This is a genomic window from Rhizobium sp. CRRU65 (assembly GCF_048551595.1).
In the GTDB taxonomy this organism is placed as follows: Bacteria; Pseudomonadota; Alphaproteobacteria; order Rhizobiales; family Rhizobiaceae; genus Rhizobium; species Rhizobium leguminosarum_J.
Window position 1 is genome coordinate 35,688 of sequence record NZ_JBLYZH010000023.1, and the last position, 25,117, is coordinate 60,804.

The 25,117-nt window shown below is 61.0% G+C and carries 24 protein-coding genes; 13 read left to right on the forward strand and 11 right to left on the reverse strand.

Annotated features, from left to right (window positions below):
* Position 1: 1 nt before the first annotated feature.
* Together ACM5SV_RS32890 and ACM5SV_RS32895 are read right to left on the reverse strand one after the other, a co-directional pair.
* Entirely contained in the window at positions 2-457 is a 456-nt protein-coding gene (locus ACM5SV_RS32890) for a GNAT family N-acetyltransferase (protein WP_017995661.1), read from the reverse strand.
* A 22-nt stretch (positions 458-479) separates the two neighbouring features.
* Positions 480-2,159 carry an MFS transporter gene (locus ACM5SV_RS32895; protein ID WP_017995660.1) on the reverse strand — a complete coding sequence of 560 codons (1,680 nt, stop codon included), beginning with the start codon at positions 2,157-2,159 and terminating at the stop codon, positions 480-482.
* A 198-nt stretch (positions 2,160-2,357) separates the two neighbouring features.
* On the opposite strand from ACM5SV_RS32895, the gene rimP reads away from it, so the two are divergent.
* The 10 genes from rimP (at position 2,358) to ACM5SV_RS32945 (ending at position 14,844) form a co-directional block, all read left to right on the forward strand.
* Entirely contained in the window at positions 2,358-2,963 is a 606-nt protein-coding gene (gene rimP / locus ACM5SV_RS32900; protein WP_003544329.1) for a ribosome maturation factor RimP, read from the forward strand.
* 59 nt (positions 2,964-3,022) lie between these two features.
* Positions 3,023-4,624: a transcription termination factor NusA gene (gene nusA, locus ACM5SV_RS32905; RefSeq protein ID WP_003544328.1), complete on the forward strand. Its 1,602-nt coding sequence runs from the start codon at positions 3,023-3,025 to the stop codon at positions 4,622-4,624.
* Positions 4,621-5,313: an RNA-binding protein gene (locus ACM5SV_RS32910; RefSeq protein ID WP_003544325.1), complete on the forward strand. Its 693-nt coding sequence runs from the start codon at positions 4,621-4,623 to the stop codon at positions 5,311-5,313. The genes nusA and ACM5SV_RS32910 overlap by 4 nt, the downstream gene beginning before the upstream one ends.
* Before the next feature lie 101 nt (positions 5,314-5,414).
* On the forward strand, positions 5,415-8,168 hold the full coding sequence (infB, locus tag ACM5SV_RS32915; RefSeq protein WP_222018019.1) for a translation initiation factor IF-2: 2,754 nt from the start codon (positions 5,415-5,417) through the stop codon (positions 8,166-8,168).
* Between the two features lie 150 nt (positions 8,169-8,318).
* Complete coding sequence (gene rbfA / locus ACM5SV_RS32920) at positions 8,319-8,723, forward strand: 30S ribosome-binding factor RbfA (protein WP_012759651.1); 405 nt, start codon at positions 8,319-8,321, stop codon at positions 8,721-8,723.
* Between the two features lie 13 nt (positions 8,724-8,736).
* Complete coding sequence (truB, locus tag ACM5SV_RS32925; protein ID WP_012759650.1) at positions 8,737-9,669, forward strand: tRNA pseudouridine(55) synthase TruB; 933 nt, start codon at positions 8,737-8,739, stop codon at positions 9,667-9,669.
* 116 nt (positions 9,670-9,785) lie between these two features.
* Positions 9,786-10,637: an alpha/beta fold hydrolase gene (locus tag ACM5SV_RS32930; protein ID WP_419425481.1), complete on the forward strand. Its 852-nt coding sequence runs from the start codon at positions 9,786-9,788 to the stop codon at positions 10,635-10,637.
* Positions 10,638-10,790: 153 nt separating this feature from the next.
* Entirely contained in the window at positions 10,791-11,060 is a 270-nt protein-coding gene (gene rpsO, locus ACM5SV_RS32935) for a 30S ribosomal protein S15 (protein WP_003544317.1), read from the forward strand.
* Between the two features lie 347 nt (positions 11,061-11,407).
* Positions 11,408-13,546, forward strand: coding sequence for a polyribonucleotide nucleotidyltransferase (pnp, locus tag ACM5SV_RS32940; protein WP_003555779.1), 2,139 nt, complete (start codon positions 11,408-11,410; stop codon positions 13,544-13,546).
* Between the two features lie 281 nt (positions 13,547-13,827).
* The gene (locus tag ACM5SV_RS32945; protein ID WP_012759647.1) at positions 13,828-14,844 is read left to right on the forward strand and encodes a class I SAM-dependent methyltransferase; all 1,017 of its coding nucleotides are present in this window, start codon (positions 13,828-13,830) and stop codon (positions 14,842-14,844) included.
* 97 nt (positions 14,845-14,941) lie between these two features.
* Here the strand turns inward: ACM5SV_RS32945 and fabI are convergent, their stop codons facing one another.
* Genes fabI through fabA form a run of 3 tightly spaced genes read right to left on the reverse strand, consistent with a single transcriptional unit; the run spans position 14,942 to position 17,546 of the window.
* Positions 14,942-15,748 carry an enoyl-ACP reductase FabI gene (gene fabI / locus ACM5SV_RS32950; protein ID WP_222018017.1) on the reverse strand — a complete coding sequence of 269 codons (807 nt, stop codon included), beginning with the start codon at positions 15,746-15,748 and terminating at the stop codon, positions 14,942-14,944.
* A 4-nt stretch (positions 15,749-15,752) separates the two neighbouring features.
* A complete protein-coding gene (fabB, locus tag ACM5SV_RS32955; RefSeq protein ID WP_012759646.1) occupies positions 15,753-16,985 on the reverse strand; it encodes a beta-ketoacyl-ACP synthase I in 1,233 nt (410 codons plus the stop codon).
* A gap of 45 nt (positions 16,986-17,030) precedes the next feature.
* Complete coding sequence (gene fabA / locus ACM5SV_RS32960) at positions 17,031-17,546, reverse strand: 3-hydroxyacyl-[acyl-carrier-protein] dehydratase FabA (RefSeq protein WP_012759645.1); 516 nt, start codon at positions 17,544-17,546, stop codon at positions 17,031-17,033.
* 300 nt (positions 17,547-17,846) lie between these two features.
* On the opposite strand from fabA, the gene irrA reads away from it, so the two are divergent.
* The gene (gene irrA, locus ACM5SV_RS32965; RefSeq protein WP_012759643.1) at positions 17,847-18,266 is read left to right on the forward strand and encodes an iron response transcriptional regulator IrrA; all 420 of its coding nucleotides are present in this window, start codon (positions 17,847-17,849) and stop codon (positions 18,264-18,266) included.
* 114 nt (positions 18,267-18,380) lie between these two features.
* Here the strand turns inward: irrA and ACM5SV_RS32970 are convergent, their stop codons facing one another.
* The gene (locus ACM5SV_RS32970) at positions 18,381-19,016 is read right to left on the reverse strand and encodes a trimeric intracellular cation channel family protein (protein ID WP_012759642.1); all 636 of its coding nucleotides are present in this window, start codon (positions 19,014-19,016) and stop codon (positions 18,381-18,383) included.
* Between the two features lie 172 nt (positions 19,017-19,188).
* Here ACM5SV_RS32970 and ACM5SV_RS32975 point away from each other — a divergent pair, with 172 nt between their 5' ends.
* On the forward strand, positions 19,189-19,662 hold the full coding sequence (locus tag ACM5SV_RS32975; protein ID WP_003544300.1) for a hypothetical protein: 474 nt from the start codon (positions 19,189-19,191) through the stop codon (positions 19,660-19,662).
* A 93-nt stretch (positions 19,663-19,755) separates the two neighbouring features.
* On the opposite strand, the gene ACM5SV_RS32980 is transcribed toward ACM5SV_RS32975, so the two are convergent.
* The gene (locus ACM5SV_RS32980) at positions 19,756-20,544 is read right to left on the reverse strand and encodes a YdcF family protein (RefSeq protein WP_222004994.1); all 789 of its coding nucleotides are present in this window, start codon (positions 20,542-20,544) and stop codon (positions 19,756-19,758) included.
* 68 nt (positions 20,545-20,612) lie between these two features.
* Positions 20,613-21,335, reverse strand: coding sequence for a YoaK family protein (locus ACM5SV_RS32985; RefSeq protein WP_222018015.1), 723 nt, complete (start codon positions 21,333-21,335; stop codon positions 20,613-20,615).
* A 237-nt stretch (positions 21,336-21,572) separates the two neighbouring features.
* Here ACM5SV_RS32985 and ACM5SV_RS32990 point away from each other — a divergent pair, with 237 nt between their 5' ends.
* Positions 21,573-21,809, forward strand: coding sequence for a DUF2798 domain-containing protein (locus ACM5SV_RS32990; protein WP_017995649.1), 237 nt, complete (start codon positions 21,573-21,575; stop codon positions 21,807-21,809).
* Between the two features lie 111 nt (positions 21,810-21,920).
* Here the strand turns inward: ACM5SV_RS32990 and cysE are convergent, their stop codons facing one another.
* The 3 genes from cysE to ACM5SV_RS33005 form a co-directional block, all read right to left on the reverse strand.
* The gene (cysE, locus tag ACM5SV_RS32995) at positions 21,921-22,769 is read right to left on the reverse strand and encodes a serine O-acetyltransferase (protein ID WP_012759638.1); all 849 of its coding nucleotides are present in this window, start codon (positions 22,767-22,769) and stop codon (positions 21,921-21,923) included.
* A 66-nt stretch (positions 22,770-22,835) separates the two neighbouring features.
* Positions 22,836-23,789 carry a sulfonate ABC transporter substrate-binding protein gene (locus ACM5SV_RS33000; protein ID WP_081250699.1) on the reverse strand — a complete coding sequence of 318 codons (954 nt, stop codon included), beginning with the start codon at positions 23,787-23,789 and terminating at the stop codon, positions 22,836-22,838.
* 161 nt (positions 23,790-23,950) lie between these two features.
* Positions 23,951-24,979, reverse strand: coding sequence for an NADP-dependent oxidoreductase (locus tag ACM5SV_RS33005; RefSeq protein ID WP_222018013.1), 1,029 nt, complete (start codon positions 24,977-24,979; stop codon positions 23,951-23,953).
* Positions 24,980-25,117 lie beyond the last annotated feature (138 nt).

A 25,117-nucleotide genomic window follows, 5' to 3' on the forward strand; every position in this document is an offset into this window, starting at 1 on the left:
TTCAGAGATTGCGTTTCAAACCTTCATGGCTGGCGACGAAACCGAGCCTCTCGTAGAAGTGGATGGCATCCCCTCGCGTCTTGTCCGATGTCAGCTGCACCAATCCGCAGCCGCGCTCGGCGCATTGGGCGATCGCCCATTCGATGAATTGCGCGCCGAGGCCAGAACCGCGAAGATCGCTTGCCACACGCACGCTTTCAACCTGGCCGCGCCACATACCCGTCCTCGAAAGACCGGGAACAAAACTCAGCTGCAGGCAGCCGACGACCCGATCGGTCGCATCGCTTGCGACGGCCAGAAGCTGATTGGCGTCCGCCTCGATTGCGGCAAAGGCCGAGAGATAACGCGCGTCGACAGGATCCGAAACGATCTCCCTGCTGCCGCCAAGATCGTCATCGGCCAGAAGCCGGATGATGGCGGCCAGATCGGATTGGCGGGCGAGCCTGAATCTATACATTTTTGATCTCTGCTAGCTAGTCTCAATGATGCAGATCGATCGGCGCCTTGTGGAAGACGTCGTCGCCGGGCGGAATGGCCTGGCGTTCGATCATGCGGTGGACATGCAGCGGACCTTCGCCGCGGTGAAGCGCACGCAGCCTGTCGGTATTTTCGGCATCGGCCTGCGTGCGCCGCTGGTTGTGTCTAATATATTCGACCCAGGTCGGCGTGTGGTAGGTTTCCGTCCAAAGGCTGGGATTTTCGAGATCACGCATCAGCGCCCAGTTGCGGGCGCCGTCGCGGATGCGGATGCGTCGGCGTTCCCCCATCAATTCCATGAACTCGGCAAGGTCCTCATCGGCGATCTCGTAATCGACCTGGATGACGATCGGGCCGCTGCGCGGTGTAATGTCGAGACTGAGGGCCGGCTCGGTGAAGCGATTCAGTGGATCGAGATTGAGCGAGGCGAAGGCCGGCATCGAAAAACGCAGGCCGATGGCGATGCCGAGCAGCATGACGACGGATGACATCAGCAGCGCATCGGCAACGCCGTAACGATCGGCGGCGACGCCCCACAGCCAGCTGCCGCCGGCAATGCCGCCGAAGGTGACGGTCTGGTAGAGCGACAGCGCCCGGCCGACCACCCAGCGCGGCGTCGAAAGCTGGACGATGGTGTTGAAGAGCGAAAGTGCGGAGACCCAGCAGGCGCCGGAAACGAGCAGCCCGGCAGAGGTCAGGACGGCGCTCGGACTCACGGCTGCGATGACCGCGCTCAATGCGAAGCCGGCAAAGGAGAGGCGGATAATCATCTCGCTGGAAAGCACCTGGCGAAGCCTGGCATTCAGCACCGCACCGCCAATCGCGCCGATGCCGAAGGCGCCGAGCATGAAACCATAGGTCAGCGGCCCGCCGGCAACGAGATCGAGGGCGACGACCGGCAGCAGCGCCAGGATCGAGCTGGCGCCGATGCCGAAGAGCAGTCCCCTGACAAGGACCTTTTCGAGATTAGGCGACATCGAGACATAACGCAGGCCGGCGAAGATGGCGCTGCCGAGCGCCTCGCGCGGCAGGGTCGAGACGGGCGCGACTGGACGCCAGCGCAGCAGGGCATAGATCAAGGCGAGGTAACTCAGCGTGTTCACCGCGAAGGCCGCGGCCGCGCCGGCAGCCGCGACGATGACGCCGCCGATCGCCGGGCCGACGCTGCGGGTGATGTTGAATCCCATGCTGTTCAGCGTGACCGCGGCCGGCAGATCGGCGCGCGGCACCATGTCGCCGACCGAGGCCTGCCAGGAGGGATTGTTGAGCGCGGTGCCGCAGCCGATCAGGAAGGTGAAGAAGAGCAGCAGCCAGGGCGTGATCCAGCCGAGAAGGGCTGAGGCCGTCAGCAGCGCCGAAACCGTGAGCATCATGCACTGCGCCGTCAGCATCACCCGGCGGCGGTCATAATTGTCGGCCAGCGCACCCGATATCAGCGAAAACAGCATGATCGGCAGCGCCGTCGAGGTCTGCACCAGCGCGACCATGTCCTCCGAGGCGGTGATCGTCGTCATCATCCAGGCGGCGCCGACCGCCTGGATCAGGCCGCCAAAATTCGAAGAAAGGCTCGCGAACCAGATGGTGCGGTAGGTATCGTGCCGCAAAGGCGCCAATGTCGACGAAGTGTAGGCCACGATTTCTCCCGCTTTTGTTATTGCGCGCCAACGGCAATATATGCGCAAGACCGGCGCTGGCCATAGGCCTCATCACGTTGCCGGAAGCGAATTGGCCGAATCGGTCGCAGACCTTGCAATTTCGGAAAAACCCGACTATATGCCTCTCAAATTCTTGATCGCTTGATGAAGAGTGGGCCGCAAGGACCCGCTCTTTTTTATTAGCGTGATCGCCAAAAAAGCATGAAATTGCGAGGAGCGCACCGCTTGTCGGATCTGACAAACGCAGACAACGAACGTGAGCCGCGGCTGATTACCGAAACCGGGCTCGACCAGCGTCTTGCCGATATCATCGAACCCGTTCTCGTCGACCTGGGCTTCCGGCTCATCCGCGTCCGCATGATGAACCAGAACGGCGCGACGATGCAGGTCATGGCCGAACGCAACGACGGCACGATGACGGTCCAGGATTGCGAAGAAGTCTCGATGGCGATTTCTCCCGTCCTCGATGTGGAAGATCCGGTCGATAAAGAGTATCATCTGGAAGTGTCTTCGCCCGGCATCGACCGTCCGATGGTGCGGAAATCCGATTTCGTCCGCTGGCAGGGCCACCTTGTGAAATGCGAGACGTCGATCTTGATCGACAATCGCAAGCGCTTCCGCGGCAAGATCGTCGAAGCAGGCACAGATGGTTTCACGCTCGAGCGTGACCAGATCGCCTATGGGGAAGAGCAGAAGGTCACCATTCCCTTCACGGCGCTTAGCGATGCGAAGCTCATTCTGACCGACGACCTGATCCGCGACGCGTTGCGCGCCGACAAGCTGGCGAAAGCCCAGGCCGCCAACCAGAACGAAGCGGACGACGAAGAATAACCGATCAACAGACCGCTCCAGGGACGGGAACCCTGGAGTAAAGACGGAGAAACAAGACAATGGCAGTCAGTGCGAACCGGCTCGAACTTCTGCAGATCGCAGATGCAGTGGCGCGCGAAAAAGTCATCGACCGCGAGATCGTGCTGGCCGCCATGGCCGATGCCATCCAGAAGGCGGCACGCTCCCGTTACGGCACCGAGTCCAACATCCGGGCCGACATCAATCCGAAGACCGGCGAAATCCGCCTGCAGCGCTTGCTCGAAGTCGTCGAGAAGGCCGAGGATTATTCGACGCAGATCCCGCTGGAACTAGCCCGCGACCGCAACCCGGACGCCGCACTCGGCGATTTCATCGCCGATCCGCTGCCCCCGATGGATTTCGGCCGCATCGCCGCACAGTCGGCCAAGCAGGTGATCGTGCAGAAGGTGCGTGAAGCCGAGCGCGACCGCCAGTTCGACGAATTCAAGGATCGCGTCGGCGAAATCGTCAACGGTACCGTCAAGCGCGTCGAATACGGCAACGTCATCGTCGATCTCGGCCGTGGCGAAGGCATTATCCGCCGCGACGAAATGATCCCGCGCGAAAACGTCCGTTATGGCGATCGCGTCCGTGCCTATGTCTATGATGTCCGTCGCGAGCAGCGCGGCCCGCAGATCTTCCTGTCGCGCACGCATCCGCAATTCATGGTGAAGCTCTTCACCATGGAAGTGCCGGAGATCTACGACGGCATCATCCAGGTGAAGTCGGTCGCCCGCGACCCGGGTTCGCGCGCCAAGATAGCGGTGATCTCGAACGACAGTTCGATCGATCCGGTCGGCGCCTGCGTCGGTATGCGCGGCTCGCGCGTTCAGGCCGTCGTCGGCGAACTCCAGGGCGAAAAGATCGACATCATTCCGTGGAGCCAAGACCCGGCGACCTTCGTCGTCAACGCCCTGCAGCCGGCCGAAGTCGCCAAGGTCGTTCTCGACGAGGATGCCGAGCGCATCGAAGTCGTCGTTCCCGACGAGCAGCTGTCGCTTGCGATCGGCCGCCGCGGCCAGAACGTCCGCCTCGCTTCGCAGCTGACCGGCTGGGATATCGACATCATGACGGAGGCCGAGGAATCGGAACGCCGCCAGAAGGAATTCAACGAGCGCACCAACCTGTTCATGGATTCGCTCGATGTCGACGAGATGGTCGGCCAGGTTCTGGCTTCGGAGGGTTTTGCCGCAGTTGAAGAACTGGCTTATGTCGATCTCGACGAAATCTCCTCGATCGACGGTTTCGACGAGGAGACGGCGCAGGAAATCCAGCAGCGCGCCCGCGAATTCCTCGAGCGTCTCGAAGCCGAGATGGACGAGAAGCGCAAGGCGCTCGGTGTCCAGGACGAACTGCGTGAAATCAACGGCATGACCGCCCAGATGATGGTGGCGCTCGGCGAAGACGGCATCAAGTCGATCGAGGACTTTGCCGGCTGCGCTGCCGACGATCTCGTCGGCTGGTCGGAACGCAAGAACGGCGAAACGAAGAAGTTCGAGGGCCTGTTCTCGAAGTTCGACGTCTCACGCGTCGAAGCAGAACAGATGATCGTCCAGGCCCGCCTTTCGGCTGGCTGGATCACGCAAGAGGACCTGGATAAGGGGACCGAAGAAGAGGTCACCGAAGCCGAACAAGAAGCATGATGACCGCGCATGAACCGGACGCTCCTCTCGAGGACGACGATCTTGCAGGTTATGACGTGAACGGACGCATGTGCATCGTGACGCGCGAAAGCGGATCGCCGGAAGAGCTGATCCGCTTCGTCGCCGCTCCCGATGGAACAGTTGTCGCCGATCTGAAGCGCGAGCTTCCGGGACGCGGATGCTGGGTGAAGATCGACCGATCGCTGGTCGACAGGGCGGTGGCGAAGAAACTCTTCGCCCGCGCGCTGAAGACGGATGTAAAGGCGGCGGACGATCTCGGCGCGAGTGTCGATCGGCTGCTCGCGGCGCAATTGATGCAGATGATGAACATGGCGCGGAAAGCCGGCCAGTTCGTCAGCGGGTCCTCGAAAGTGGATGCCGCGGTCAGAAGCGGAGCAGCCCTTGCGGTGTTCCATGCGACTGGTGCAGCGGACGACGGCGTCCGGAAAATCGACCAGGCCCGCAAGGCCTGGCACCTCGGAATGGAGACCGAGGAGGAGATACCTTCCTTCCGTCTCTTCTCGGAGAGCGAAATGGAAGGCCTGATGGGCCAGAATGCTTTTATCCATGCCGCAGTGCTTGCAGGGCAGGCGGGTGAAGGTGTAGTGAAGCGCGCAAAGATGCTCGAACAGTACCGTATTGGCGGTCAGTCCCGGGCAGCGGGCGGCGCTGGCCGGCTAAAACAATGAGGCGGTCACCGGCATCGGCCGGTCCCATCCTCATTGATCGACAGTATTGAACGACAGGGTCTGATCTAGTCATCGCTCCCTGTCCGAAGGAACGGGAACGAATGACCGATAGTAACGACGACAAGACAATCAGCGTAGCGGGCAAAAAGACACTCACCCTGAAACCATCGGGGATGAGCCAGGGTACCGTTCGCCAGGATATGGGTCGAGGTCGCACCAAGGCGGTCGTCGTCGAGACCCGTAAGCGGCGCCCGATGCGCCCGGAAGACGAAAAGCCGGTCACGCCCGTCGCTTCGGCGGCCCCCGTGCGCGCAGCCGAACCGGCGCCCGCGCCCGTGCAGGCGCGTCCGCAGCAGCCGACGCCGGCACCGCGGGTTCAGCAGGGCAACAACAACCAGACGAACCAGCGTCCGCCGCAGCAGTCTCACCAGCCGCCGCGCCAGAACGATCGTCCGCGCCCGGTGGTGCTGAACCATCTGTCGCCGGAAGAGATGGACGCCCGCCGCCGCGCGCTTGCCGACTCCCAGGCGCGTGACGCGCAGGATGCGATCCGCCGCGCCGAGGAAGAAAAGCTCCGTGCCGCCGAAGAGGTTATCCGCAAGGCAGCCGAAGCGGAAGAAGCTGTCCGCCGGGCCGCTGAAGAGGCTATCCGGCAGGCTGAGGCACCCGCTGTTGCTGAACCTGCAGCCGCAGAACCGGCTCCGGCCGAAGCACGCACCGACGCCGCACGGCCGCAGCAGCCCGCAACATCGGCACCGGCCGCACGCCGGCCCGATGCGGCTGGAGCACCTGCTGCCCGTCCGGCACCCGGCGCTGCCGTTCCAGGAGCCGTTCGCGGTCGCCGCGACGAAAAGGAAGAAGACGATCGTGGCGCAGCGCGTGGCGGCCCAGTCCGTGGCCGCGTCGTTCGCCCGGAACCCGCAAAGCCGGTCACTACTCGTCCGAAGACGGATGAAGAGCGCCGTCGCGGCAAGTTGACGATCACCACTGCCAACGTCGACGGCGAGGACAATGCCCGCGGTCGTTCGCTCTCGGCGATGCGTCGCCGGCAGGAGAAGTTCCGCCGCGGTCAGATGCAGGAAACCCGCGAGAAGATTTCCCGCGAGGTGGTTCTGCCGGAGACCATCACCATTCAGGAGCTGTCGCAGCGCATGTCCGAACGCGCCGTCGACGTCATCAAGTACCTGATGAAGGAAGGCCAGATGATGAAGCCGGGCGATGTCATCGACGCCGACCTTGCCGAAATCATCGCCGGCGAATTCGGCCATACGGTCAGGCGCGTGTCGGAATCCGACGTCGAACTCGGCATCTTCAACGTGTCCGACGACGATGGCGAACTGGTTTCGCGCCCGCCCGTCGTTACCATCATGGGCCATGTCGACCACGGCAAGACCTCGCTGCTGGACGCCATCCGTCATGCCAACGTGGTCTCCGGCGAAGCCGGTGGCATCACCCAACATATCGGCGCCTATCAGGTGGAGCAGAACGGTCAGAAGATCACCTTCATCGATACGCCCGGCCACGCCGCCTTCACGGCAATGCGTGCCCGCGGTGCGCAGGCGACCGACATTGCGATCCTGGTCGTCGCAGCCGACGACAGCGTGATGCCGCAGACGATCGAATCGATCAACCACGCCAAGGCGGCCGGTGTTCCGATCATCGTGGCGATCAACAAGGTCGACAAGCACGAGGCTGATCCGCAGAAGGTCCGCAACCAGCTGCTGCAGCACGAAGTTTTCGTGGAATCCATGGGCGGCGAAGTGCTTGACGTCGAGGTTTCGGCCAAGACCGGCAAGAACCTCGACAAGCTGCTCGAGGCGATCCTGCTGCAAGCGGAAATTCTCGATCTCAAGGCCAATGCGAACCGGACGGCGGAAGGCACTGTCATCGAAGCCCAGCTCGATCGTGGCCGTGGTTCGGTCGCGACCGTGCTCGTGCAGAAGGGCACGCTGCGTCCCGGCCAGATCATCGTCGCCGGCGACGTCTGGGGCCGCGTGCGCGCTCTCGTCACCGACAAGGGCGACCATGTGAAGGAAGCCGGTCCGGCAACGCCGGTCGAGGTTCTCGGTCTTTCCGGCACGCCGCAGGCGGGCGACAAGTTCGCCGTCGTCGAAAGCGAAAGCCGCGCCCGCGAAATCTCGGAATATCGTCAGCGTCTGGCCCGCGACAAGGCGGCTGCCCGCCAGTCGGGACAGCGCGGTTCGCTGGAACAGATGATGATGCAGCGCCAGAGCGTCGGCATCAAGGAGTTCCCGCTGGTCATCAAGGGTGACGTGCAGGGCTCGATCGAAGCGATTGCCGGTGCGCTGGAGAAGCTTGGCACCGACGAAGTGCGCGCCCGCATCGTCCATTCGGGCGCCGGCGGCATCACCGAGTCGGATATCTCGCTCGCCGAAGCCTCGAACGCGGCCATCATCGGCTTCAACGTCCGTGCAAATACGCAGGCACGCCAGTTCGCCGAACGCGAAGGCATCGAAATACGCTACTACAACATCATCTACGACCTCGTGGATGATGTGAAGGCAGCGATGTCGGGCCTCTTGTCTCCGGAGCGGCGCGAAACCTTCATCGGCAATGCCGAGATCCTCGAGGTGTTCAACATCACCAAGGTCGGCAAGGTCGCAGGCTGCCGTGTCGTCGAAGGCAAGGTCGAACGTGGTGCGGGCGTCCGCCTCATCCGCAACGACGTCGTCGTTCACGAAGGCAAGCTCAAGACGCTCAAGCGCTTCAAGGACGAAGTGTCCGAAGTGCCGATGGGTCAGGAATGCGGCATGGCCTTCGAAAACTACGAGGACATGCGCGCCGGCGACGTCATCGAGTGCTTCCGCGTCGAGCATATCACGCGCACGCTCTAAGCTGCTGCGCCTGAACTTTTCCGAAAGCCATCCGCCAGCCGGCGGATGGCTTTCGGGCATCTGCTGACTTGACCTTTTGGACCAAAAGAGTCATGGACGCTCTCCTTTGACGGGTTCGATTCCCAGCCGCATCGGCAAATAGAGATAACAATGACCAGACCAACTTCTTCCGCGCCTTCGCAGCGCATGCTGCGCATTGGCGAACAGGTTCGCGCCGCTCTCACCCAGGTGCTGCAGCGCGGCGAAGTGCGTGACGAAATCATCGAGGCGACCGTGATCTCGATCTCGGAAGTGCGCATGTCGACGGACCTCAAGATCGCTACCGCCTATGTGACGCCGCTCGGCGTTTCAGACCACAGCATCGTCATCAAGGCGTTGAACCGCCATGCAAGGTTCATCCGTGGCCGGCTCGGGCCGCAGCTTCGGCAGATGAAATACATGCCGGAGGTACGCTTCCGCGACGATACCAGCTTCGACAACTACAAGAAGATCGACGAGCTGCTGCGTTCGCCCGAGGTGAGCCGCGACCTCGACGGCGATAATGACGAACAATAAACAGAAGAGACGCATGTCCAAACCACGCAAACCCAAAGGCCGGCCGATTTCCGGCTGGCTGATCCTCGACAAGCCGGTGGATTTCGGCTCGACGGAAGCCGTCTCCAAGATCAAGTGGCTCTATAAGGCTGAGAAGGCCGGTCATGCCGGCACGCTCGATCCGCTCGCCTCCGGCATGCTGCCGATCGCGCTTGGCGACGCGACGAAGACCGTCCCCTACGTGATGGACGGCCGCAAGATCTATGAATTCACGGTGAGCTGGGGCGAGGAGCGGGCGACCGACGATCTCGAGGGCGAAGTGACGGAGAGTTCGGACAAACGCCCGAGCGAACAGCAGATCCGCGACATCCTGCCTGGATATATCGGTACCATCAGCCAGGTGCCGCCGCAGTTTTCCGCTATCAAGATCGCAGGTGAACGCGCCTATGATCTGGCGCGCGAAGGCGAAACCGTCGAAATCCCCTCGCGTGAGGTCGATATCTTCCGGCTGACCTTGATTGCCTGCCCGGACGCCGATAGCGCGCATTTCGAAGTGGAATGCGGCAAGGGTACCTATGTCAGGGCGCTGGCGCGCGATTTCGGGCGCGAGCTCGGCTGCTACGGCCATGTGTCCGGGCTGCGGCGCACCTTCGTCGCGCCTTTCGCGGAAGAGGCCATGGTGCCGCTCGCGGATCTCGTGGCGCTGGAGGCGATCGAGGATATGGACGAGCGCCTGGCGGCCCTCGACGCGCTGCTGATCAACACCTGCGAAGCGCTATCCTCCCTGCCTCATCTGGTCATCAATGACGACCAGGCGCACCGGCTGAAGATGGGCAACCCGATCCTGGTGCGTGGCCGCGATGCGCCGGTTGCCGAAAGCGAAGCCTATGCGACGGCCCGCGGCAAGCTGATCGCGATCGGCGAGATCGGCCAGGGCGAGTTTCGCCCGAAGCGGGTTTTCGCCTGAGCCTATCTGGCTTTCCGACAAGACAGCGATTGTCAGCCGGTCGCGATGCGATATCTTCCCTGTCGGGCAGCCATAGCGGCCCGAGGGGCCATGGGGGCCTGACAGAGGGAAAGACTATGCGTGGAACTGCTATCGGAATCCTGACGTTCTTTTCGATGTTGCTTGCCGTCACCGGCGCTCAATCCGCCGAGCGCTGGGCCGAGCTTCCGGCCTTTCCTTCGATGCCGGTGGCAAAGACGAGCGGCATGGCCGAGGTGAACGACATCAAGATGTATTACGCCGAATACGGCAAAGGCGACCCCATCCTGTTCATTCATGGCGGTCTTGGAAATGCCGAGGTCTGGGGTCACCAGGTCGCCGATTTTGCCAAGGATCATCTGGTCATCGTTGCCGATAGCCGCGGACATGGGCGCTCAACGCGCAGCCAGCAGCCCTTCGGTTACGATCTGATGACATCTGACTACGTCGCCCTTCTTGACTATCTGAAGATCGACAAGGTGACACTTGTGGGATGGTCGGATGGTGGCATCATCGGCATCGACATGGCGATGAAACATCCGGAAAAGCTGACGCGCGTCATTGCCCAGGCAGCCAACGTCACGACCGACGGCGTCAAGGCTGACGTGATGAACAACAAGACCTTCAACGACTACATCAACGTCGCCGGCGACTATTACAGGAAGCTGTCGCCGACGCCGAACGAATACGACGCCTTCGTCACCCATATTTCCGAGATGTGGGCGACCCAGCCGGCCTGGACGGCAGCGGATCTTGGAAAGATCGCGGTGCCGATCACGCTCGCCATCGGCGACCATGATGAGGCGGTGAAGCTCGATCATACGGAGATGATGGCGAAAGACATTCCGGGCGCAAAGCTCGTCATCCTGAAAAATGCCAGCCATTTCGCCATGCTACAGGATCCCACAGGTTACGATGCGATGATCCGGGAGGCCATGGCGGGCCGCTGAAAACCGCTGCGGGCGCTCCCCTCTTTCCATCGCGGCTTATTTGGTTTATAGGCAGCGCCAGCGTCAGGTTTGCCTGCTCGCATTCACGGCCAAAGCTGGACGACATCCCGGCTTTTGGCGACTTTATCTCCTCCTCTTAGAAAGGATAACCCGATGTCGATCACTGCTGAGCGCAAGTCTGCGCTGATCAAGGAATATGCGACCGTTGAAGGCGATACCGGTTCTCCGGAAGTCCAGGTCGCGATCCTGACCGAACGCATCAACAACCTGACCGAACACTTCAAGGACCACAAGAAGGATAACCATTCCCGCCGTGGCCTGCTGACGATGGTTTCGAGCCGCCGCTCGCTTCTTGATTATCTCAAGAAGAAGGATGAAGGCCGCTATTCCAAGCTGATCACCAGCCTGGGTATCCGCCGCTAAGATTATCCGGCGGGCGCTTTCCGAGCGCCCGCCGATGTGTTTCGGGACACGGTTCCCGATGAAATGTTCCAGCCGCGCCCTATCTTTTAGCGGTGGAAAGACCGGCAGACCCGGATGGGCCGGTTCTGCCAAACCAACCGTTGACCTGTCATGGGGCAGGATTGCCGGATGCTTTCGGCCAAGGCTTGTCAATGAGCTTTGGCCCGGTTTCTCAGGAACGCCTGAGGAAACCGAGGATGAAAAGCCTCCCGTTGTCTTGCCCGTGATACGTCACATTGATTGCGGTCGACTGTGCGCTGCGCCTTGATACCGGCGATGGCGCGTGCTCCCGCATTGAAGGACAAGACATGTTTGATACACACACAGTGGAAATCGAGTGGGCTGGCCGCCCGCTGAAACTCGAAACCGGCAAGATCGCCCGTCAGGCCGACGGCGCCGTTCTCGCCACCTACGGCGAAACCGTCGTTCTCGCCACCGTCGTCTCGGCCAAGGCGCCGAAGGCCGGCCAGGACTTCTTTCCGCTCACCGTTAACTACCAGGAAAAGACCTATGCGGCCGGCAAGATCCCCGGCGGCTATTTCAAGCGCGAAGGCCGTCCGAGCGAAAAGGAAACCCTGGTTTCCCGCCTGATCGACCGCCCGATCCGCCCGCTCTTCCCTGAGGGCTACAAGAACGACACGCAGGTTGTCGTTACCGTTATCCAGCATGACCTCGAAAACGATCCTGACGTGCTGTCGATGGTTGCCACCTCGGCTGCGCTGACGCTGTCCGGCATTCCCTTCATGGGCCCGGTCGGTGGTGCGCGCGTCGGCTACATCAACGGCGAATACGTTCTCAACCCGCATCTCGACGAGATGGACGAATCGAGCCTCGACCTCGTCGTCGCCGGCACCTATGACGCCGTGCTGATGGTGGAATCCGAAGCCAAGGAACTTAACGAAGACGTCATGCTCGGTGCCGTCATGTTCGGCCACAAGGGCTTCCAGCCGGTTCTCGACGCAATCATCAAGCTCGCCGAAGTGGCCGCCAAGGAGCCGCGCGACTTCCAGCCGGCAGACTACTCCGCTCTCGAAACCGAGATGCTCGGCCTTGCCGAAGGTGAACTTCGCGAAGCCTACAAGATCACCCAGAAGGCCGACCGCTACGCCGCCGTCGACGCCGTCAAGGCGAAGGTCAAGGCGCACTTCCTCCCCGAGGAAGGCGAAGCCCGGTACACGGCCGAAGAAGTCGGCGCGATCTTCAAGCATCTGCAGGCAAAGATCGTCCGCTGGAACATCCTCGACACCAAGAGCCGCATCGACGGCCGCAACCTCGAAACCGTCCGTCCGATCGTTTCGGAAGTCGGTCTTCTGCCGCGCACCCACGGTTCGGCGCTGTTCACCCGCGGCGAAACCCAGGCGATCGTGGTTGCAACCCTCGGCACCGGCGAAGACGAGCAGTATGTCGACAGCCTGACCGGCATGTACAAGGAGCGCTTCCTGCTCCATTACAACTTCCCTCCCTACTCGGTTGGCGAGACGGGCCGCATGGGCTCCCCGGGTCGTCGCGAAATCGGCCACGGCAAGCTCGCATGGCGCGCGATCCGTCCGATGCTGCCGACGCCTGAGCAGTTCCCCTACACGCTGCGCGTCGTCTCCGAGATCACCGAGTCGAATGGCTCGTCCTCGATGGCGACCGTCTGCGGTACCTCACTCGCTCTGATGGACGCCGGCGTTCCGCTGGCAAAGCCGGTTGCCGGTATCGCCATGGGTCTGATTCTGGAAGGCGATCGCTTCGCTGTCCTCTCCGATATTCTCGGTGACGAAGACCACCTCGGCGATATGGACTTCAAGGTCGCCGGTACCGCCGACGGCATCACTTCGCTGCAGATGGACATCAAGATCACCGGTATCACCGAAGAGATCATGAAGGTCGCCCTTGGCCAGGCCCAAGGCGGTCGCGTCCATATCCTCGGCGAAATGTCCAAGGCCATCACCGAAAGCCGCGGCCAGCTCGGCGAATTCGCTCCGCGCATCGAAGTCATGAACATCCCGGTCGACAAGATCCGTGAAGTCATCGGCTCCGGCGGCAAGGTTATTCGCGAAATCGTCGAAAAGACCGGCGCGAAGATCAACATCGAGGATGACGGCACCGTCAAGATCGCTTCGTCCTCGGGCAAGGAGATCGAAGCGGCCCGCAAGTGGATCCACTCGATCGTCGCCGAGCCTGAGATCGGCCAGGTCTACGAAGGCACGGTCGTCAAGACCGCCGACTTCGGCGCCTTCGTCAACTTCTTCGGTGCCCGTGACGGCCTCGTCCACATCTCGCAGCTCGCTTCCGAGCGTGTTGCCAAGACGCAGGACGTCGTCAAGGAAGGCGACAAGGTCTGGGTCAAGCTGCTCGGCTTCGACGAACGCGGCAAGGTTCGCCTGTCGATGAAGGTCGTCGACCAGGCCACCGGCCAGGAAATCCCGAACGAGAAGAAGAAGGAAGAAGCGGCCGAATAAGCCGCCTTCCAGATTCAATACCGGGCGCGGGAATGCTTCCGCGCCCTTTTTTGTATCCTAAAGCGCGGCGCGATCTTTCAGATCGCTAGCGCATAACCCCGAAAGTCGGAATCGATTTTCGGAAAGGGTTATGCGCAGATTCAAAGTGATAGAGCGTCCTTAGCGCGTCTGAAAAGACGCGCGGCGCTCTAGCCGCACTTCAGGTCTTTGGTTTTGCGCATGTCGTGCTCGCAAAACCGCTGAACACTTTTGCGCGACATGCTTTAGGACGAGACGAGACCATGAGCAGCGAGACGCTGAAGACCCTGTTCCATCCCTTTGCCAGCGGCACAGTCGCGGCGCCCGGCGAGGGCGAGCGCGTGCTCTTCCTCGGCGCCGAGGCAGGCTTTGCGCTGCCGGAAGGCTTTGCCGCCTCGCTCAGCGCCGTCCAGGGCTTCCGGCCGCTCTATCGGCAGCTGCTGGCCCAGCGGATCGAAGCGAAGCCGGAGATCGACGGCGAAGACTACGATGCGGCTCTGGTGCTCTGCACCAAGCACAAGGGCGAGAACGAGGCCAATCTCGCCGCTGCGATCGCCCGCACCCGGCTCGGCGGCCTGATCGTCGTTGCCGGCGCCAAGGAAGACGGCATCCAGCCGCTACGCAAGCGGATGGAAGGTTTCAATATTGCCGTCGACTATATGCCGAAATATCACGGCGTCGCCTTCTGGTTCGGCCGGCCGGCGGATGCAGACGAGATTATCTCCAAGCTGGCAAAGGCGCCGGTCCGCGTCGATGGTCGTTTCCAAGCGACTCCAGGCATGTTCTCGCATGACCGCATCGATGCAGGATCGGAGCTGCTGGCGTCGCGCCTGCCTGAGGATTTCACCGGCGACGTTGCCGATTTCGGCGCCGGATGGGGCTATCTCTCCGTCGAGCAGGCGCAGAAGTCGCGTGGACTGACGCGTCTCGACCTCTACGAGGCCGATCACGCGGCTTTGGAGGCTGCCAGGGGTAATCTGGCTAAGAACTGCCCGAACGCGCCTGCACGCTTCTTCTGGCACGATCTGGCGGGTGAGCCGGTCAAAGACAAATACGATCTCGTCATCATGAACCCACCCTTCCATGAGGGACACGCGGCCGATCCGGCGCTCGGCCAGGCAATGATCAAGACGGCCGCATCCGCCCTTCGCGGCGGCGGCCGCCTGCTGCTCGTCGCCAATCGCGGCCTGCCTTACGAGCCGGTTCTGGCGGCGAATTTCAAGGAAAGCGGCGAAACCTGCCGCAACGCCCGGTTCAAGGTTCTCTGGGCGAAGAAATAGGGCTCAGGCGGCTTCGACACTGATCCTATCATCGAACAACAAAAAGGCCGTGCGCATCATCTGCGCACGGCCTTTGAGTTTCAAATGGGGTAGCCGTTTACTCGACGTCCGCTTTGCTCAGCGTTTCCAGCGTCGGCATGGAGGTGACGTTGAAGCCGGCGTCGACGAAGTGGATTTCGCCGGTGACGCCGGAGGAAAGGTCGGAGAGCAGGTAGAGAGCCGAGTTGCCGACCTGATCGATGGTCACGGTCTTGCGCAGCGGCGCATTGCGCTGGTTCCAGGAGAGGATCGCGCGCGCATCGGAGATGCCGGCGCCGGCAAGCGTACGGATCGGGCCGGCGGAAATGGCATTGACGCGGATGCCGCGCGGGCCGTAGTCGGCAGCGAGATAACGCACCGAAGCCTCGAGCGCTGCCTTGGCAACCCCCATGACGTTGTAGTTCGGGATGACGCGCGTCGAGCCATTATAGGTCAGCGTCAGCATCGCACCACCATCTTCCATCAACGGAGCGCAGCGCTTGGCGATCTCGGTGAAGGAGAAACAGGAAATGACCATGGTGCGGCTGAAATTCTCCCGCGTCGTATCGGCGTAGAGACCCTTCAGCTCGTTCTTGTCGGAAAAACCGATGGCATGGACGATGAAATCGAGCTTGCCCCAGCGCTCCTTGATCACGTCGACCACGGCATCGACCGAGGCGACGTCCTCGACGTCGCAGGGCAGCACGAAATCCGAGTTGACCTCGGCAGCAAGCGGCTTGACGCGCTTGCCGAGCGCATCGCCCTGATAGGTGAAGGCGAGTTCCGCACCCTGTACGGCGAGAGCTTTTGAAATCCCCCAGGCGATCGAGTGGTTATTGGCGACGCCCATAACGAGCCCGCGCTTACCCTGCATGAATCCCGTCATATTATTATCCGTTATAACGCTGGAAGACGAGCGTGGCGTTGGTGCCACCGAAGCCGAAGGAATTGGAGAGGGCAATGTCGATCTTGGCGTCGTCGATGCGCTTGCGCACGATCGGGACACCTTCGAATTCGGGATCGAGCTCGGTGATATGAGCGCTTTCGCCGATGAAGCCTTGCTGCATCATCAGCAGGGAATAGATCGATTCCTGCACCCCGGCAGCGCCAAGCGAATGGCCGGTCAGCGACTTGGTCGACTGGATATGCGGGATCTTCGAGCCGAACACTTCGCGGATGGCGCCGATTTCCTTGCTGTCGCCGACCGGCGTCGATGTGCCGTGGGTGTTGACGTAGTCGACGTCGCCTTTGACGGTGGCGAGCGCCTGGCGCATGCAGCGGATAGCGCCTTCGCCCGAGGGGGCGACCATGTCGTAGCCGTCCGAGGTTGCGCCGTAGCCGACGATTTCTGCGTAGATCTTGGCACCGCGGGCCTTAGCGCGCTCCAGCTCCTCAAGCACCAGCACGCCGGCGCCGCCGGCGATGACGAAACCGTCGCGGTTGACATCATAGGCGCGCGAGGCGCTGTCCGGCGTGTCGTTATATTTGGAGGACATGGCGCCCATGGCGTCGAAGAGGTTGGACATCGTCCAGTCGAGATCCTCGTGGCCGCCGGCGAACATCACGTCCTGCTTGCCCCACTGGATCATCTCGGCGGCGTTGCCGATGCAATGCGCCGAGGTCGAGCAGGCCGACGAGATCGAATAATTTACGCCGTGGATCTTGAACCAGGTGGCGAGCGTGGCCGATGCGGTCGAGGACATCGCCTTCGGCACGGCGAAGGGGCCGATGCGTTTCGGGCTGTTATTTTTTATGGTGATCTCGGCAGCTTCGATCAGGGTGCGGGTGGACGGACCGCCGGAGCCCATGATGATGCCGGTACGCTCGTTCTGAGCGTAGTCTTTCTCTTCCAGGCCGGAATCGGCAAGTGCCTGTTTCATGGCGACATGGTTCCAGGCGCCGCCCTGCGACAGGAAGCGCATGGCGCGGCGGTCGACCAGTTCGGCAAGTTCCGCCGAACCGAGCTTCGGACTGCCCCAGACCTGGCACTTGAACCCATGTTCGGCGAAATCGCTCGAAAAGGAGATACCCGACTTTGCCTGCCGCAAGGATTCGGTGACTTCGGCCGCGTCGTTTCCGATCGAGGACACGACACCCAGGCCCGTGACAACTACCCGTCTCATCTGATCAAACCTTTGTTGTTTTCGTCAGCCGCTCGAAATGCGGTTTCAGGCCGCCTTGTCTTTCGATAGACCGACGCGAAGGTCGGCCGCCTGATATATGGTCTCGCCGTCCGCCTTTAGCCAGCCGTCGGCCGTGCCGAGGACCAGACGGCCGCGCATGACACGCTTGAAGTCGATGCCATATTCGATCAGCTTCGTCTGTGGCCGGACCATGCCCTTGAATTTCACTTCGCCGGTCGAAAGCGCCATGCCTCGGCCTTGCTCGCCGAGCCAGCCCAGAAAGAAACCGGTCAGCTGCCACATTCCGTCGAGACCGAGGCAGCCCGGCATGATCGGATTGCCTTCGAAATGGCAGGGGAAATACCAGTCGTCGGGGCGTACGTCGTATTCGGCCCGGAGGTAGCCCTTATCGAAGGTGCCGCCCGTTTCGGAAATGTCCGTGATGCGGTGAACCATCAGCATGGGCGGCAGGGGCAGCTGCGCATTGCCGGGCCCGAACAGCTCGCCATGTGCGCAAGCGATGAGTTCTTCATACGAGAAGCTGGACTGTCTGGTCGTCATAAAGTTTCTTTTCCTCCCGCATCAAGCCGATGGATGTGAACGTGTAGTCCAAGTTCTTCAGAAAATGAAGCACGAGCAAGGCAGCTTCATTCATCGCCCCGGACCAGGCTTGCGCCATTATTTGGTGGTCGCATACAGGAAGGCTAGGGCCGGGACCAGACCTATTTGCGTCAAAAGCCCGTTTTTGCCGCGTTTATCAGGCTCCTGTCCCCATTGAACTATTGAAAGGCTCCGATGCAAAAGTTATACCCCTTAAAGAAACATGATTGCTTTATGCCAGAATAACCGGAGTTGGTTTTGATGACGGGTGCACTCCCGATCGCAATAGAGGTAAGGCTGCGCGGTGCAGGCCTGCGCCCCACCCGCCAGCGTGTCGCGCTCGGCGACCTCCTGTTTGCCAAGGGCGATCGGCATTTGACCGTCGAGGAACTGCATGAGGAGGCGGTTGCCGCCGGCGTGCCAGTCTCCTTGGCAACCGTCTACAACACGCTGCACCAATTCACCGAAGCCGGTCTCATCCGGGTTCTCGCCGTCGAGAGCGCCAAGACCTATTTCGACACCAATATATCCGACCATCACCATTTCTTCGTCGAAGGCGAGAACGAGGTGCTCGACATTCCCGTCAGCAACCTGACGATCGCCAATCTGCCGGAACCGCCGGAGGGCATGGAGATCGCCCATGTCGACGTGGTGATCCGCCTGCGAGCGAAGCAGGGCTGACGACTAAAGCGCATCGCACCGCATCGGGCTAATACGACGCCCTTTAAATCTTTATTTTTATGGATATTGTTGTCCCAAAACCGCTGTGCACTTTTGGGCGACATGCATTAGGCTTCACATGACATCGTCGGGATGCCGGCCGGGCTTGTGCCTGTAGGTCGGGAAGGTCCAGCCGAACCACAGGGCTCCACCGCGAGCGGCAAAGGCCGCCACGACGCCGCAGGCAGACGCCAGATAGAGCTGCATTCCGAGCGCATTCGCGGCCGTGAACACGCCGGCGCCGATAAGGGCTGCGGTCACGTAGATTTCCGGCCTCAACAACACCGAAGGCTCGTTTGCCATCAGATCGCGCAGGATGCCGCCGAAGGTCGCCGTCAGCGTGCCGGTGACGATCGCGATGGTCGGCGAACCGGTGGCGGCGAGGCCCTTGGCGGCGCCGATCACGCAATAGGCGGCAAGGCCGATCGCATCCAGCCAGATCAGCAGGCGATAGCGCGATTCCAGCAGATGGGCGGTGAAGAAAACGATGACGCCGACGATGCAGCAGACGAGGATATAGGCGGGGTTCAGCACCCAGAAGACCGGCACACGGCCGAGCACGATATCGCGTACGGTGCCGCCGCCCGTTCCCGTCACCATGGCGAAAAACAAAAAACCGATCAGGTCCAGTTGCTTGCGCGAGGCGGCGAGCGCGCCTGTTGCTGCAAACAGCGCAATGCCGGCATAATCGAGATAGACGAGCAGAGACATGCGAGCCCCGGAACCGGCGGAAGTTTTGCGGAATCAATCACGGCGGCAAGGGCGGCGCAAGGCGGCGCGGCCATAAAGCTGAAGTCTTTGATATAGTGCATGTCGTTGTCCCAAAACCGCTGCACAGTTTTGGGCGACATGCATTAGAAGCCTTTATCCAAAGAGGAAAGCCGTGAAAACGCTGGTGCTCGCCGTTCTGAATATCGTCCTGCTGCTTGCCATGCCGGCTGTCGCCCTCAGTCAGCAATCGCTGATTTCCGATCCTGAGATCTACGAGAAGAAACATTTTCAGGAGCAGTGCAAGACGGCTGAATTTGCCGACGGCTTCATCATCCGGCAGGACATCAACAATGACGGCCTGATCGACGCTGTGGTCAACGAGGGCCAACTGACCTGCGACGGGCAGAAGGGGCCGCAATGCAATGACGACGGCTGCACCTATAATTTCTACCTGCAGGTTGCCGAAGGCGGTTATTTCATGATCGCGACCGCACAGATCTATGGCTACGATTTCGTCCAGCGCTTCGGCAACATGGTGCTGGCGATGAAGATGCATCCGCGTTTCTGCGACCGCACCGAAGGTGATCCCTGCATCGTGACGGCGCGTGTCCGCGGCACGAAATTCGTCACCATCTCGAAAAAGTAAATTTCAGCGCATAATCCCGAAAGATTTTCGGGATTATGCGCGAATTCAAAGTGATAGAGCGTCCTTTGCGCGTCCTATCGGACGCGCGGCGGTCTATTGCGGATAAAGTTCGGATGTGCGGCCGGCGAGATAATATCCTACCAGCCCGTACCATTCGCGGATCGCCGTCGCCATGTTCTGCGCATTGAGGTTCGGCTGAGTGAAATCGAGCCCGAGCCTCACCTGGCCGTCGGTGCGATAATCGGTCGGCCAGGGCACGATATCGATGCCGAGCTTGCGGAAGATGCCGACGGAGCGCGGCATGTGGAAACCCGATGTGATCAGCAGGCAATTGGAAAGACCCTGGCTTGCCAGGAATTCCTTGGTGTTGACGGCGTTTTCGAACGTCGTGCGCGATTGCCTCTCCTCGATCAGGCGATCCCTGCCGACGCCGAAGAGCGGGAAGAAACGCTCGGATGCCGCCGCATCACCTTCATAGATGCCGGAGATGGAGCCGTCGCCGCCGGAAACCAGAATGCGCGACTGCGGAAATTTCTGCGCAAGCCGCAGGGCTTCGATGAAGCGGTCAGCTCCACCATTGAATTCTATGCCGTGGCGTGCCGTGTTGACCTCGTTTTCGAAGGCGCCGCCGAGCACGATCATGCATTGCAGGTTTTCTGGATCGGCGGCGGGCTTTGCGAAGCGCTGCTCGAGACCCTGCATCAGCAGGTTGCCGGCCGTGGTGTAGAGCGTGACGAAGAGGATGAGGGCTGAACCCATTGCGCCGAGGATACTTAAGATACGCCAGCGCAGAAGGCCGGCAAGCAGGGCAAAGAAGACGAGGAAGAATGCCAGCGACAGCGGCTGAGCGAAAATCCAGACAAGCTTCGAAATCAGGAACAAAACCCACTCCTTGAGGATTGGCGGCGATCCTTCCTATCCGATTCGACGGTGACAGGAATGCGACGGTTTTATTTCGCGCGCGTGATGGCCGATCCGCTCGGTGCAACCTTCTGATTGAAGCGGCGCTGAAGCGGCCGCGGGATGAGCATGGCGGCAAGTGCAAGCAGCATGGCGAAGAGGGAGACCAGCCACAGCGCGTGCGCACCGGTCAGCCGCGTCAGGACGGCGCCGGCGATCGCGCCGAGCACCATGCCGCCCCAGGGCACGATCTGGATCGTCCATTCGACACGACGATCGCCGATGATCCAGCGGCCGATGCCCCGGCCGAAGCGCGACAGGGCGCCGGTCACATAGGTCAGCCCGATCGGCAGGCCTTCGATATGCTCGACGGCAGCGTTCACCATGCCCATGGAAAAGACGATTATGTAGAACCGCGCGAACAGCATGTTCTGCACCGTCATCATCGAGGCGAGCGCCAGAACCAGCCCGACGCAGCCGAGCACCACAAAGATCCGGCGCTCGGAGACATGGGAGATGACGACGCCAGCCGCATTGCCGAGCACGAAAACGACGATGGCGGAGATCAGGACAGCCGCGTGATAAAGATTGCCCTCACTCAAGGCCAGTGCGGCCCGCGTCGTGTTCCCCGTCATGAAGGAGACAAAGTCGCCGGTCAGCAGAAGACCGGTCGCATCGGTCATGCCAGCCAGAAACGAGATCGAGCCGACCAGGGCGAGCCCGGTCAGGGTTCGTCGAGTCCGGATGATGCGGCGGCGTCTTGCTCTGGTCATTGGCTGAGGGTCCTGGAGCCGAATCGCTGAGATTCCAGCAACGAACATACATCCTCTCATTGAGGAATTGGCAAAGGCGATCCGAAGGGGATGGGGTGGACTTGAACGGCAACACATTTTCGGCCATAGAAACGGCGTTGCTTCAGATCGAAGCTCCGTAAGCGTTTACGTCAATCAACGCGCAACCCGCCGATCGGCGCTGCGCAATTGCCTGATTGGCACCTTACGGAGATCAAAATGCCCAAAGGCAAACTCCCCAAACGTTACAATACGATCGTCATGCCGCTCATCCTCTCGTTATTGATGACATCAGTCGTCTCGGCGATCAGCATCGTCAGAGCACAGGGCCTGACCGCCCCTGCCCTTGCCATGTGGCCCTCCGCTTGGGCGCTCTCCTGGGCGATCGCCTTTCCCGTCCTGCTATTGATGCTGCCGGTGGTAAAGCGGGTGACGGCTGTTGTCGTCGAGATGTGAGGTGCGAGGCGCCGGCGGGCTGTGAGAGCGGCCTGCCGGAGGTGATGTAGGGCGGCGCGATTTCAGGTTACTCGTCACGCCAACCTCGCCCAGACAAGCCTACCCTAGGCCTCAGATCATATACTCCGGTTCAGACAAGGTCTGGTCCATCGTGATGCCCGGGAGGTTGAAGTGGCGCTTGCCCACCTGCCTCGCCGGAATGCCGGCGACCGATGTGTAGGCTGCAACAGCATTTATGACCACGCTGCCTGCACCCACCTTGGCGCCGACACCAATTTCGATGTTGCCGAGAATCTTGGCCCCTGCTCCGATCAGAGCGCCGCGCCGTACCTTGGGGTGCCGGTCGCCGGTCTCCTTGCCCGTCCCTCCCAACGTGACGTTCTGGAGTATCGATACATCGTCTTCGACAACAGCCGTTTCGCCGATGACCAGGCCGCTCCCATGATCGAGCATGATGCTCCTGCCCATCTTTGCGGCGGGATGAATATCGACGCCGAAAACTTCAGAAATTCGGCTCTGGATGTGGCGCGCCAAATGGAGGCGGTCATGATGCCAAAGCCAGTGAGCGACGCGTTGTCCCTGCAGAGCCACAAAGCCCTTGAAATAGAGGAATGGCGTCAGGATTTCCGTGTTCGATGGATCGCGTTCCTTGATCGCGGTGAGGTCCGCCGCAGCATCGGCGACAATATTGCGATTGCCGACGAACGCCTGGGCAATCACCGCCAGCAGCTCGTCATGGTCGAGGTCGTGATTGGCCAGTTTGATCGCGACCCGCTGAGCGAGCGCCTGGGCGAAACTCGCATGATAAAGCACCGCGGAATTCATGGCGCGCGTGAGTGCTGCATCCTTGGCCGAAGCATTGACGGCCTCCGCGCAAAGAGCCTCCCATATCGCGGCGACCTGAGGCGAGGGGGATGGCTCCGTCGACAGATTGCTCAAGCTGACCAGTGGAACCGTCATGCTAGCTTCCTTCTGCAGGCGGACGTCGCGACGTCCGGCATGCAGACGTAGGCGGGAAGAGGAGCACTATGCCTTGCCCTTGCGGACAACGTCGGCAATCGTCACCTCCTTGGGAATGAGCTTCAGTTTGAAAAAGGTGTCGGCGATGTTCTGCTGCTGCGCGACGACGGTGTCGTCCAGGCTCTTGACCCCGTAGGACTGGCGCTCGAGCGCCTTGACGAGGACAGGTTCGGGGATGCCGACCGATGGTGAGAGCTCCGCAGCCGCAGCCGCGGTGTCGGACTTGGTCCATTCGTCGATCTCGGAAATGGCGTCGATCAAGACATCGATCGCCTCGGCGTGACCGTCGACCAGCGACTTGGTGCCGAGATAGAACTGGTGATTGGGGACGATGCCTTCGCCGTTTCTGAGTTCTCGCGCTTCGACCGCGACTTCCGCCGCGGCCTGGAAGGGATCCCAGATGACCCAAGCATCGACCGCGCCCTTTTCGAAGGCTGCGCGGCCGTCGGCCGGAGCGAGGAAGGATGATTCGACGTCCTCATAGGTCAAGCCGGCTTCTTCGAGCGCCTTGACGAGCAGGTAATGCACGTTCGAGCCCTTGTTGAAGGCGACCTTCTTGCCTTTCAGTTCCGCGACGGACTTTATGGGGCTGTCCTTCGGGACCAGTATGGCTTCTCCGCGCGGGGCGGGCGGCTCGTGTGCGATATAGACAAGCGGAGCGTTTGCGGCCTGGGCGAAGATCGGCGGCGTTTCGCCGGTCGATCCGAAATCGACAGCACCAGCGTTCAGGGCCTCGAGCAGTTGAGGACCGCCCGGAAACTCGGTCCATTCAACGGTGTAGCCGATGGGTTCCAGTTTCTTCTCCAGCGTGCCTTTGCCCTTGAGAAGCACCAGCGTTCCATATTTCTGGTAGCCGATACGCACGACCTTGTCAGCGGCGCCGGCCAGCCGAACATGGGTCAAAGGTGTCGCGATGGCACCTGCCACCACTGCAGTGAAAGCTCGCCTTGTGATCTTCATCATACCCTCCGGAATAAGACGAGACCAAATTAAAGCGTCTCTATATTTTTGATAGAATATACGTGCTCCGATGTCCGCTTCTTCGGGATTCGCTTTTTTGTTCTGTTCCGACCGTGAGCAAAAAGAACTGCGCCGCGAAATAGAAACACCGGGGCGACGGATCAGGGCGCGACGCGTACGATCAGCTTTCCGAAATTCTTCCCTTTCAGAAGGCCAAGAAAAGCCTCCGGAGCGTTTTCAAGTCCGTCAACGATATCTTCCTTGTACTTCAGCCGTCCTTCGGAGATCCACGCTGCGGCTTGCTCATAGAAGTCAGGACGCTGATCGGCAAATTCGCGCTGTATGAAGCCTCGTATGGTGAGGCTTTTCCGCAGGATGGCACGCATCACCGCAGGAAGCTGATCACGTCCGTTCGAGACAGAGGATCCTTCGTTGTAATGCGCGATGAGGCCACAGACCGGTATGCGGGCGAAGTCGTTCAGCAATGGAAACACCGCGCTCCAGACGTGGCCACCAACATTCTCGAAATAGACATCGATTCCGTTCGGACAGGCGGCTGCGAGTTGTGCCGGAAAATCGCTCGAATGATGGTCTATCGCGACATCGAAGCCGAGCGCTTGGCGTAAGTGGTCACATTTCTTGGACCCGCCTGCGATTCCGACAACACGCGCACCGTAAATCTTTGCCATCTGCCCAACTGCCGAGCCAACCGCGCCGCTCGCTGCCGCGACCACAAGTGTTTCGCCGGCTTTGGGTTTGCCGATATTGCGAAGCCCGGCATAGGCCGTAAAGCCCGGCATTCCAAGAATGCCGAGTGCTGTCGTGATCGGTGCGGTTTCCGGATCGAGCTTCTGCAAGCCCGCACCATCGGAAATCGCATAGCTCTGCCAGCCGGAATGCGAGAGGACGATATCCCCCGCCTTGAACGCCGTGTTGCGGCTGTGCGCGACCTGCGCAACCGTGCCCCCTTCCATCACACCGCCAATTTCGACCGGCTTGGCATAGGACTTGGCATCGTCCATGCGGCCCCGCATGTAGGGGTCAAGGGAAAGATAAAGCGTCTTGAGAAGAACCTCGCCCTCGGCGAGATCCCGAACCGTCTCCCGCTCGAGCCGGAAATTCGCAGCCACCGGCTTTCCGGAAGGGCGCGATGCAAGGACGATGCGGGTGGTAACGGGTTGACTAACCATGGGTGTTCTCCTCTTCGAATTTCTCCTTGGTGTATCAGGAATTTGCTTGAAGCGAACTGAGCGCTCGCCATCTGGGCCGTACCGGCGCACCCCCTGGTCGTCGTGTCGCGGGCGCGTTCACAACCAGCATGCCTGGAA